Consider the following 11496-nt stretch of genomic DNA (forward strand, 5'->3'; position numbering starts at 1 on the left):
GCGGACATTTCATTCCGTATTCACAGATATCCGCTGAAGGCGGATACACGCGGCCCGATGTCCGCGCGCGTGGGTACGCTGGCGCAATGAGCATGGGCGGCGGCATGGGCGGTGGCCCGCGGGGAGGTGGCTTCCGCGGAGTCGATGAAGACGCGCAGCGGAAGTTGAACGCCGAGGCGCCGCGGATCAACGGTCTCGGGGCGCGGGTGGTCTCCCTGTTCCGCCCCTATCGCTGGCGCATCCTCTTCACGGGCATCCTGGTCGTGCTGGGCGCCGCGATCGCGGTCATCCCGCCGCTGATCGTGCAGCGCATCTTCGACGACGCGCTGTTCCCGGTGGACGGCGGAAGCCCGCACCTCGAACTGCTGGCCTGGCTCGTCGTGGCGATGGTCGCCCTGTTCCTGGTCTCCGCGGGGCTGGGGGTGGCGCAGACCTGGCTCACCTCGACCGTCGGCAACAGCGTCACCGGCGATCTGCGCGTGAAGCTCTTCGAGCATCTGCAGGCGATGGAGCTCGGATTCTTCACGCGCACCAAGACGGGCGTCATCCAGTCGAGGCTGCAGAACGACGTGGGTGGCGTGTCCGGCGTGCTGACCAACACCGTCACCAGCATCCTCGGCAACGTCGTGACCGTGATCGCCTCGCTCGTCGCGATGATCCTGATCGACTGGCGGCTGACGCTCATCGCCGTCGTCATGATGCCGTTCCTGATCGTCGTGCAGCGCAAGGTGGGGCAGGTGCGCGCCAGGATCGCGGGGGAGACGCAGGAGTCGCTGTCCGAGCTCACCTCGATCACCCAGGAGACCCTGAGCGTGTCGGGCATGCTGCTGTCGAAGGCGTTCAACCGGCAGCGCACCGAGTCGGAGCGGTACCAGGCGGAGAACCGCAACCAGGTCGTGCTCCAGGTGCGGCGTGCGATGAGCGGCCAGGGGTTCTTCGCCGTCGTGCAGGTGATCATGGCGAGTGTGCCCGCCGTGATCTATCTCGTCTCCGGCTATCTGATCGCCGGCGGGACCGGAGCCATCACCGCGGGAACCGTCGTCGCCTTCACCACCGTGCAGGCGCGGCTGCTCATGCCGTTGATGGGCCTCATGAGGGTCTCGCTCGATCTGCAGACCTCGTCCGCGCTGTTCGCGCGCATCTTCGAGTACCTCGACCTCGTGCCGGAGATCCAGGACGCCCCCGACGCGATCACCGTCGATCAGGCTCCTGGACCCCGCGGGCGCATCGAGTTCGACGAGGTCGTGTTCCGCTACCCCGATGCCTCGGCTGACGCCAGGCCGACTCTCGACGGTGTGTCGTTCACGGCGGAACCGGGTCAGCACGTCGCGTTCGTCGGCCCGTCGGGCGCGGGCAAGACCACGATCCTGTACCTGGCGCCGCGGTTGTACGAGGCGAAGGGAGGGGCCGTGATGTTCGCGGGCGCCGACGTGCGCACCCTCACGCAGGAGTCGATCATCGACAACGTGGGCATCGTGTCCCAGGAGACCTACCTGTTCCACGCGACCATCCGTGACAACCTCCGCTATGCGAAGCCCGATGCCACCGAGGAAGAGCTGATCGCGGCGTGCACGGGCGCCAACATCCACCACATCATCGCCGGCTTCGAGCAGGGGTACGACACCGTGGTGGGCGAGCGCGGGTATCGGCTCTCCGGCGGGGAGAAGCAGCGCATCGCGATCGCCCGCGTGCTGTTGAAGGACCCGCCGGTGCTACTCCTCGACGAGGCGACCTCGGCGCTCGACACGGTGTCGGAGCGCGTGGTGCAGGAAGCGCTCGACGAGGCCGCGAAGGGGCGCACGACGCTCTCCATCGCCCACCGGCTCTCGACCGTGATGGGCGCGGACGTGATCCACGTGCTCGAAGCGGGGCGCATCATCGAGTCCGGCACTCACTCCGAGCTGCTGGCGCTCGGTGGACTCTATGCCGAACTCGCGGCTGAGCAGGTGGCGGCGTCGCGGGTGCTCGACACCGAGGCAGCGGTCGAGGAGGCGGTGACGGGCGGCGCTTCGGCTCCTCTCGCTGAGCGCCGCGCCGACAGAGCACCTGCCGATTCCGCTGGCGAAGACGCCGTCGCGACCATCACCGCCGCTGTGCCGCTGCTGGCCGAGCCGAGACCCGACGAGCGGGTCTACCCGCCGGGGCCCTGAGCAGTCTCAGGTCAGTGCAGTCTCAGGTCAGTGCACCGACAGCCCGCCGTCGACGAACAGCGAGTGACCGGTGACGTAGCCCGATCCTGCCCCGGCCAGGAACACCGCCGCACCCGCGAAGTCGCTCGGCAGACCGTTGCGTCCGATCATCGTGCGGGCCGCGAGCTCGGCGACCTTCTCCGGGTCCTGTTGCAGGCGGGCGTTCAACGGCGTGAGCACGAACCCCGGCACCAGCGTGTTGCTCGTGACGCCCGTCCCGCCCCAGGCCTCGGCCTCCGAGCGCATGAGCGACTCCACGGCACCCTTCGACGCACCGTACACACCGCTGCCCACGAAGGCCCGGTGCGCCTGCTGGGAGCTGATGTGGATGAGGCGGCCGTATCCGCGTGCGGCCATGCCCTTCGCGAACTGCTGGCCGAGCAGGAACGGTGCGAGCGCGTTGACCGTCATCGTGGCGTCCCAGTCTTCTTCGGTGATGTCGGGGAAGGGCGGCCGGATGTTGATGCCTGCCGAGTTGACGAGGATGTCCGGTTCCCCGAAGGGCTCGACAGCCGCTGCGGCGACGGCGTGGATTCCGTGCCTCGTGCTGAGATCGCCGACGACACCGGTCGCCCGGCAGCCGAGCGCACGCAGCTCATCGACGGTCTCGCGGATGCGTTCCTCACCGCGGGCGACCACGACCGTGGCCGCGCCGGCACGAGCGAGCGCGGTGGCGATCCCTCGACCGATGCCGGAGCTGCCGCCCGTCACGACAGCGGTGCGTCCCTCGAGGGAGAACAGCGAAGAGAGGTAGTCGTTCATGTGTCCGCCGATCGGTGGTCCGCCCTCACCAGGCGAGAGCCGCGGCGAGGGAGGGGTCTGGAGTGGCATCGGCGAACTCGGGGAGTGCCCGGAGCTCGGCGATGAAGGCGTCGACCTCGGCGGCGTATGCCGGGTCGGTGTGCTGCTCCGCGATGTCGAGGAGTGAGGGGATGTCCATGGCGAGGATCAGCTCGATCCGCGCTACGACCGAGGCACGTGCGCCGGCGTCGTGCAGCACGCGGATGCCGCCGCGCAGAGCTGCCAGGTAGTCGCGCACTACGGGGAGCCGACCTTTGCCCTGGGTGATCGAGGTGCCGTCGGCGCGGAGACGCCAGTGCACGACCACATCCGGGATGACGTCGAACGCCCGTGCGCGGGTGTACATCTGCTGGGCGACGATCTGGTCCTCGTAGGCGACGCCCTCCGGGAAGCGGAGATCCTGCCAGAAAGGAGTGCGACTCAGCTTCGACCAGGCGACGATGTTCGACACCGCCCGGGGATGTGCGGTGAGCGTGGTGCCCAGCCTCTCCGGGGAGGTGGCCGCGGATACCCAGGGCTGCACGCGACCGGCGAGGTACGCATCTCCCTGAGGGCGTGCGCGCACGTAGGCTCCGGCGACGAAATCGCTTCCGGTCCGTTCGAGTGTGTGCGTCATCCGGGCGAGGGCGTCCGGCCGCAGTTCGTCGTCGCCGTCGAGGAAGCCGAGGTAGGGGGTGTCCACCAGGGCGAGACCGGCATTGCGGGCGGCGCCGAGGCCACGGGAGGCGTCATTGCGGATCGTCGTGAAACGTCGGTCAGCGGAGGCCGCGTCATCGAAGATCGCGCCCGTCTCGTCGGTCGAACCGTCGTCGATCAGGATCGCCCGCCAGCGGGGTTCGGTCTGTGCGCGGAGCGAGTCGAGCGCAGCGGGGGCGAAGGCGGCGATGTCGCGTCCGGGGACGATCAGCGTCACGATCGGGGCGGAGGCAGTCACGTGCCGAGTCTATGGCCGGGCATCAGCCCCGGGCCGCGCGCACGGATTCCGCGACGAGCGCCGCCAGGCGCTCGGGAGCGTCCGTGGCCAGCTCCTCGCGACCGAACGTGAAGCGCACCGACGTCTGTGCGACCTCGGGTGCGATTCCGCAGGCGAGCAGCACGTGCGAGGGGTCGTCGCTGCCCGCCGCGCACGCCGATCCGCTCGAGGAGATCACTCCGCGGCGCTCGAGCTCGAGCAGCACGGCCTCCCCGCTGGTGCCGGCGAACGTGAAGCTCGCGGTGCCGGGCAGACGATGCACCGGGTCGCCGGTGAGTGCTGCTGCAGGCACGGCGGCGAGTACCAGGGCGGCGAAGCGTAGGCTCGTGGCGGCGACCCGCGCCGCCACGAGTTCTCGCTCCCGCTCGGCGAGTTCCAGGGCCGTCGCCAACGCCACCGCTCCCGCGACGTTCTCGGTGCCGGATCGTCGACCGCGTTCCTGACCGCCGCCGTGCAGCAGGGGCTCCACGGGAACGCGTCCGCGGACCGCGAGCGCACCGATGCCCTTGGGGGCACCCAGCTTGTGACCAGCGATCGACAACGCATCGGCACCGAGATCCCGCAGGGGAAGCCACCCGGCCGACTGCACGGCATCGAGGTGCAGAGGGACCCTCACCGCGCTCGTGACGGCTGCCAGGGCTGTGACGTCCTGCACCGTCCCGATCTCGTTGTTCGCGTGACCGAACGACACCAGCGACGTGTCTTCCCTGATGGCCGCGGTCAGCGCATCCGGGGCGATACGCCCTCGGGAGTCCACCGGGATCATCGTCACCTCGACGCCGTGGAAGCGTCGGAGATACCCGGCGGACTCGAGGATCGACTCGTGCTCGATGGGGGAGATGACCAGGTGGCGCCGTCCCGCCTCCAGAGCGGCGAGCGCGATGCCCTTGACCGCGAGGTTGTTCGCCTCTGTTCCTCCTGCGGTGAACACGACGTCGTTCGTCCGCATCCCCAGCACGCGGGCCACCCGTGCCCTGGCGCCGTCGAGGGCGCCCGCCGCGGCCTCGCCCGCCGTATGGTGACTCGACGGATTGCCGAACACCCCGGTGAGGAAGGGACGCATCGCTTCGAGCACTTCCGGACGCACCGGTGAGGTCGCCGCGTGATCGAGGTAGAGCATGACCGTCAGTCGATCCGCAGATCCAGGCCGAGATCGAGGGCGCGGGCGGAATGCGTCAGAGCTCCGACCGAGATCACGTCGACGCCGGTGCGTGCGATCTCGCCGACCGTGTCGAGGGTGACACCGCCCGAGGCTTCGACGATGGCTCGACCGCCGATGAGGGCCACGCCCCGCTCCAGGTCGTCCAGCGAGAAGTTGTCGAGCAGCACGGTGTCCGCTCCACCGTCCAGGACGGCGTCGATCTGGTCGAGACGGTCGACCTCGACGACGACGTGGGTCGTATGGGGGAGCCGGGACAGGGCCGCGCGCAGGGCGGCCGCGAGGTCGAGGCCCGAGCGTTTCAGCACCGCGAGGTGGTTGTCCTTCGCCATCACCGCGTCGGACAGGGAGTGCCGGTGATTGCGGCCGCCGCCCGACTCGACGGCGTGACGCTCGAAGGCGCGCAGACCGGGAGTGGTCTTGCGGGTGTCGGCGATCCGCGTGTCGGTGCCGTCGACGGCCGCCACGTAGGCGGCGGTGAGCGTGGCGATGCCGCTCATCCGCTGCGTGAAGTTCAAGGCGACGCGCTCCGTGGTCAGTACGTTGCGCGCCGCACCGGATACCGAGGCGAGGACGTCTCCTGCAACGAACTCGTCACCGTCGCCGACGTGCAGATCCACCTGGACGGACGGATCGGTGAGACGGAAGGCGGCGGCGAAGACCTCGCCTCCGCTGAAGACCCCGGCTTCTCGTGCGACGAGATCGGCCGTGGCCGTGGCTTCGGCGGGCAGCAGCGTGGTGCTCGTGAGGTCGCCCCACGGAGCGTCTTCCTCCAGTGCGGCGCCGACGACGCGGTGCAGAGTGGCGGGGGTCAGCATCAGACGGTCTCCAGGATCGATGAGGGTGTGGGGGATGAAGAAGGGGCACCTGTCGCATCCGTGTCGACACGATGATGTGCTCCGACGGAAACGGTGCGCTTCAGAGCCGCCGCCGCCGTCGCCTGCGCGAGGAGCAGCAGGTTCGCATCCTCGTGCTCCGTCACGGTCGTGGGCGTGGTGGGGGCGCCGGCCCACCCCTGCAGCACGCCGAGCGCCCGGGTGAGGCCCTCGCCCGTGCGCAGCAGGCCCACTTCGTCCCACATCAGCCGCTGCAGTGCGGAGCGGGTGAACCCCGGTTCGGGGTCAGCGAGGTTCGCGTCGAGGCTCACCTCGGGAGGGGTGTGCTCCTGTTCCGGAAGAGGCCAGGGCACCGTGAGCGCTGCCGCCGCGCGAGCCCCGAAGACCGCGCCCTCGAGCAGGGAGTTCGATGCCAGCCGGTTGGCCCCGTGCACGCCAGTGCGGGCGACCTCTCCTACGGCGAAGAGCCCTGGCACCGTGGTGCGTCCGTCGAGGTCGGTGACCACGCCGCCCATCAGGTAATGCGCCGCCGGGGTCACGGGTAGGGGGCTCTTCGCCCAGTCGAAGCCACGCTCTCTCGTGACACGGTCGATGGTCGGGAAGCGGAGCGCGAGCGTGCGGGCTCCGAGCATCGTGGCGTCGAGCCTGACGGGCGCAGCCTGAGCCGCGGCACGCCGTGCGATCGCTCGCGACACCACGTCCCGCGGCGCGAGCTCACCGTCGGGGTGGCTGTCGAACACGAACCGGCGGCCACGGTCGTCCACCAGAACCGCGCCCTCACCGCGCACCGCCTCGGAGATCAGGAACGCCGGGCCGGAGGCGAGGACGGTGGGATGGAACTGGACGAATTCCAGATCGGCGACCGCTGCACCTGCGCGAAGCGCGGCGGCGATGCCGTCACCCGTCGTGCCCCCGGGGTTGGTGGTGTGGGCGTAGAGCTGGCCGGCACCGCCGGTGGCGAGGATCACGGCGTCGGCCTGGAGGGTCGAGAGCACACCGTCGCGACGGATTCGGATACCCCGAACGACACCGTCGCGCTTCACGAGGTCGACAAGGAAAGCGCCGGTGAGAACGGGGATGCGCGCGCGACGTGCGCATTCGACGAGGGCCGCGGAGATCGCCGCCCCGGTGGCATCGCCGCCCGCATGCGCGATGCGGGCGTGGCTGTGCGCCGCCTCGCGTCCGAGTCGCAGTGAACCGTCGTCGTCGCGGTCGAAGCCGACACCCCGTGCGATCAGCTCGGCGATCCGCTCCGCGCCGTCGGCGACCAGCACACTCACCGCGTCCGGATCGGACAGCCCGGCGCCGGCGATCTGCGTGTCGGCGGCATGCGACGACGGGGAGTCGCCCGGGCCGTACGCTCCGGCGACACCCCCCTGAGCGAACCCGGTGCAGCCGTCGCCGAGGTCACCCTTGGTGACGATCGTCACGTCGTGACCCGACTCGTGCGCGTGCAGCGCCGCGGTGAGCCCCGCGATGCCCGACCCGACGATGATGACCTTCATCGTGTGCCCGCGACCGCCGGGGGCTTCGCCGCGAGCATCCGTTCCAGCGCCACCCGAGCGGGGACGGCGACGTCGTCGGACACGGTGATGCGGTTCGGCGTGCGACCGGCCACCAGCTCCTCCAGCACCCACGCGAGGTAGCCGGGGTGGATGCGGTACATCGTCGAGCACGGGCACACCACGGGGTCGAGGCAGAAGATCTCGTGCTGCGGATACTGCGCAGCGAGTCGACGGACGAGGTTGATCTCGGTGCCGATCGCGAAGGTGGTCGGTTCGGTCGCCGTGTCGATCGCCCGGCGGATGTACTCGGTCGACCCTGCTTCGTCGGCGGCGTCGACGACCTCCATCGGACATTCGGGGTGCACGATCACGCGGACACCGGGGTGATCGGTGCGCGCTTGGTCGATCTGGTCGACCGTGAAGCGTCGGTGCACGGAGCAGAACCCGTGCCACAGGATGACACGCGAGTCGAGCAACTGCTCGGCGGACGAGCCGCCCAGCGCTCGCCGCGGGTTCCACATGGGCATCTGATCGAGCGGCACTCCCATGGCCTTGGCGGTGTTGCGGCCCAGGTGCTGGTCGGGGAAGAACAGGACCCGCCGCCCCCGCTCGAATGCCCACTCCAGCACGGTCCGCGCATTCGACGACGTGCACACGATCCCGCCGTGTCGCCCGACGAAGCCTTTGATCGCCGCCGAGGAGTTCATGTACGTCACGGGGATCACGGGCACGCGGCCGTCGGCGTCTGCGGCCGCGAGGTCCCCGAAGACGTCCTCGAGCTGCTCCCAGCACTCCTCGACCTGGTCGATGTCGGCCATGTCGGCCATCGAGCACCCCGCGGCGAGATTGGGGAGGATCACCGCCTGATCGGGTTGCGAGAGCAGATCGGCGGTCTCGGCCATGAAGTGCACGCCGCAGAACACGATCGCCTCGGCATCGGCTCTGCCCTTCGCCGCCGTCGCCAGCTGGAACGAGTCCCCGACGTAGTCCGCGTGCTGCACGACCTCTTCGCGCTGATAGAAGTGTCCGAGGATGAGCACCCGGTCGCCGAGCGTGGCCTTGGCCGCCCGGATCCTCCCGTCGAGTTCCTCTTCCGAAGCCTCGCGGTACTCGGAAGGCAGCTCGCCTTGTCGCGGGGCACCGGTCGGGATCACGTCTCCCATCGATGAGCCCGGTCCGTATCCGGGCCGCGCGTCGAAGTCCCACGGTCCTGCGGCGAGATCCGTCGCGCACGTGGCGTCCGTGGACGCGCCGGTGACGATCGCCTGGATCGCATGGTCGACGGAGGGGTCCAGCGGTGGTACGGCGGGAGCGGGGACGAAGGTGATGCTCATCGGATGCTCGTTTCCTCGGGTCGGAGCGGGCCGCGATCGGCGAGCTCGATGTCGGTGTTGTCGCGATACAGACGTGCGGGCCGGTGGCTTCCGGTGCGGAACCGGTCGGTCGGGAGCAGATTGCCCGCCGCCTCCACCTGGCGACGGAAGTTGGCGGGGTCGAGGGCGCGTCCGAGGATCGATTCATAGGCTTCGCGCAACTCGGCGAGCGTGAACTCGGCGGGGAGGAACCCCTGTGCGACCCGGCTGTACCCCACCTTGTTGCGCAGTCGCCACAGCGCGTACTCGACGATCCGGTCATGGTCGAACGCGAGGTCCGGCAGCTCCTCGACGTCGAACCAGCGGACGTTCTCGGGATAGTGCCCGGCTGCGCGATGTGCGGCGCTCTGCGCGGTCACGTCGTCCTGCCGCAACAGGGCCCAGTACACGATGGAGACGACCCGCGTGGGGGAGCGGTCGACCGCTCCGAAGGCATACAGCTGCTCGAGGTAGCTGGGGGCGAGTCCCGTTGTCTCGGCGAGGCTGCGGGCCGCGGCATCGACGGGAGACTCCGTCGAGGTGAGCCAACCTCCGGGGAGTGCCCACTGGCCGGCGAAGGGCTCGCGGGTGCGCAGCACGAGGGGCAGGGAGAGCACCGCCCGTCCGTCGTCGGTCCTCCGCAGCGTCAGGATCACCGTCGAGACGGCGACTCGGATGTCACCGCTTTGAGTCATTCGCACCTTAACCTCCGATGTCGATCTTAGTGTCATCGAGACTCTTAGTGGTCCTCTGTGACGAGGATCCGGGCTGAGTCCGAAACGTTATCTGGGGAGCGCGAGGAGGCTTGTCCACGAGGACGGGGTTTGTTAGGTTACTGTCCTAACAAACCCCTTCGGGAGTGGCCGCCGGTCGTCTCCCCGGGCCCGAGAACCCCACCTCCGGGGTTCTGCTCCATCCGGAGCGATCCCTCCTGCAGTGCAGCACCGAGAGGAAACAAGAGAAATGATCCGTAACGGAAGGCGCAAGATCGCGCTCACCGCGATTGCCGGTGCATCCGTCCTCGCCCTGGGCCTCACCGCCTGTGGCGGCGGCAGCGACAGTGGCAACGCCGATGGCGACAAGGCCCTGCGTGTCTGGGCCGGCAGCCAGACCCCCATCGCCGCGAACTACAACCCGTTCGCTCCGACCGTGCTCCACGGCGCGCTCGGGCCGATCTACGAGCCGCTGTTCTTCTACAACAAGACCGCGGACTCCGAGCCGGTCGGCCTGATCGGCGACTCGTTCGAGTACAACGAGGACGGCACGGTGATCACGGTCACCATCAAGCCCGACCTCAAGTGGAGCGACGGTGAGCCCCTGACCGCCAAGGACGTCGCGTTCTCGTTCAATTACGAGGCCAACAACCCCGAGGGCAACGGTCTGATCTCCGCCGAGGCCACGGACGACACCACCGCCGTGCTGACGTACTCGTCTGCCCAGTACACGACCGAGTTCCAGCGGATGGGGTCGAGCTACATCCTCCCCGAGCACGTCTGGAAGGACGTCAAAGACTTCGCCAACTTCACGAACGAAGAGCCCGTCGGATCCGGCCCCTACGTGGTCGACAAGACCACGAGCGAGTCCTACACCCTCGTCGCGAACAAGAACTACCGCGATGCCGACAAGCTCGGCGTCAAGAAGGTCCAGTACATCGCGGTCGACAACAACCAGACGGCACAGGACCTGCTCGCCGCCGGCAAGCTCGACTGGACCGGCATGTTCATCCCCAACCCGGATGACGTGACCGGCAACGGCAAGATCGACTGGATCAACACCCCGCAGGACCCGACGGTGCTCTACACCTGCTCGAACGCCGAGCTCGGCTGCACCGGCCCGCAGACGGACGTCGCGGTGCGTCAGGCACTCAACGTGGCGATCGACCGCGGCATCATCAAGGACAAGGCATTCGTCGGCCTCACGGGCGACATCTCGCCGGCTTTCACGCTGCTGCCGCGCGACGAGAAGTGGCTCGCCGACCCGGCCAACGAGGTCAGCCCGCAGGAGGCCAACGCCGCCGAGGCCGGTTCGATCCTCGAGGCCGCCGGTTACACCAAGGGTTCGAGCGGCATCTACGAGAAGGGCGGGGTTCCGCTCGAGCTCACGCTCACCTCGGTCGACGGCTGGACCGACTACAACGACGCCGCGAAGCTGATCGCCGAGCAGGCCGAGGCCGCAGGCATCAAGATCACGGCATCGACGGTGCAGTGGCAGGAGTTCTCCGATTCCCGTCAGGGTGGCGAGTTCCAGCTCATCATGGGTGGTGTGATCGGCACGTCCGTCGCCGACCCGTTCCAGATCTACCGCGACTGGTTCGGCGGCACGGCCGTCGAGTCGACGACCCCGGTCGGCACCGAGATCCCCGCAGGACGCTGGAACTTCAGCCGCTACAGCAACCCGGTCGTCGACACGGCGATCCAGTCGGCGATCAGCACGAACGACGAGGCGACGAAGAAGGAGCTGTACGCCACGATCCAGACCGAGATCGTGCGTGACCTGCCCTACATCCCGCTCGTCATCAACGCGACGCAGACCTTCTACAACACGAAGGACTACACGGGCTGGCCGACGGAGGAAGACCTCTACGCCTTCCCGCCGTCCTGGGGTGCGATCGCGGCAGGCTACGTCCTGACGCAGCTGCAGCCGGTCAAGTAACACGAGAGGAGTCGGGGAAGAAGGAAGTC

9 protein-coding genes are annotated in these 11496 nt (G+C 68.8%); 2 read left to right on the forward strand and 7 right to left on the reverse strand.

The genetic code is table 11. The annotated features are described in order from the left end of the window. Window positions 1–92 precede the first annotated feature (92 nt). Complete coding sequence (locus HDC31_RS05980) at window positions 93–2150, forward strand: ABC transporter ATP-binding protein (protein WP_179516090.1); 2058 nt, start codon at window positions 93–95, stop codon at window positions 2148–2150. A gap of 27 nt (window positions 2151–2177) precedes the next feature. Here the strand turns inward: HDC31_RS05980 and HDC31_RS05985 are convergent, their stop codons facing one another. From HDC31_RS05985 to HDC31_RS06015, 7 genes are read right to left on the reverse strand one after another with little or no spacing between them, the layout of a single operon-like run. Then, complete coding sequence (locus HDC31_RS05985; protein WP_179515904.1) at window positions 2178–2951, reverse strand: SDR family NAD(P)-dependent oxidoreductase; 774 nt, start codon at window positions 2949–2951, stop codon at window positions 2178–2180. A gap of 25 nt (window positions 2952–2976) precedes the next feature. Further along, on the reverse strand, window positions 2977–3924 hold the full coding sequence (locus HDC31_RS05990; RefSeq protein ID WP_113681674.1) for a glycosyltransferase family 2 protein: 948 nt from the start codon (window positions 3922–3924) through the stop codon (window positions 2977–2979). A gap of 22 nt (window positions 3925–3946) precedes the next feature. Next, a complete protein-coding gene (locus HDC31_RS05995; protein ID WP_179515905.1) occupies window positions 3947–5083 on the reverse strand; it encodes a cysteine desulfurase family protein in 1137 nt (378 codons plus the stop codon). A 5-nt stretch (window positions 5084–5088) separates the two neighbouring features. Continuing rightward, window positions 5089–5940, reverse strand: a complete 852-nt coding sequence (gene nadC, locus HDC31_RS06000) for a carboxylating nicotinate-nucleotide diphosphorylase (protein WP_179515906.1) — start codon at window positions 5938–5940, stop codon at window positions 5089–5091. After that, window positions 5940–7463: an L-aspartate oxidase gene (gene nadB, locus HDC31_RS06005; RefSeq protein WP_179515907.1), complete on the reverse strand. Its 1524-nt coding sequence runs from the start codon at window positions 7461–7463 to the stop codon at window positions 5940–5942. The genes nadC and nadB overlap by 1 nt, the downstream gene beginning before the upstream one ends. Beyond that, complete coding sequence (gene nadA / locus HDC31_RS06010; protein WP_113681676.1) at window positions 7460–8797, reverse strand: quinolinate synthase NadA; 1338 nt, start codon at window positions 8795–8797, stop codon at window positions 7460–7462. The genes nadB and nadA overlap by 4 nt, the downstream gene beginning before the upstream one ends. Further along, window positions 8794–9510, reverse strand: coding sequence for an NUDIX domain-containing protein (locus tag HDC31_RS06015; protein ID WP_113681677.1), 717 nt, complete (start codon window positions 9508–9510; stop codon window positions 8794–8796). Before HDC31_RS06015 ends, nadA begins: the two co-directional genes overlap by 4 nt. A gap of 268 nt (window positions 9511–9778) precedes the next feature. Between HDC31_RS06015 and HDC31_RS06020 the strand changes: the two genes are divergently transcribed. Then, on the forward strand, window positions 9779–11467 hold the full coding sequence (locus HDC31_RS06020; protein WP_046749589.1) for an ABC transporter substrate-binding protein: 1689 nt from the start codon (window positions 9779–9781) through the stop codon (window positions 11465–11467). Window positions 11468–11496 lie beyond the last annotated feature (29 nt).

Origin of the sequence: Microbacterium sp. JAI119 (assembly GCF_013410135.1) — a bacterium.
Classification (GTDB): domain Bacteria; phylum Actinomycetota; class Actinomycetes; order Actinomycetales; family Microbacteriaceae; genus Microbacterium; species Microbacterium oxydans.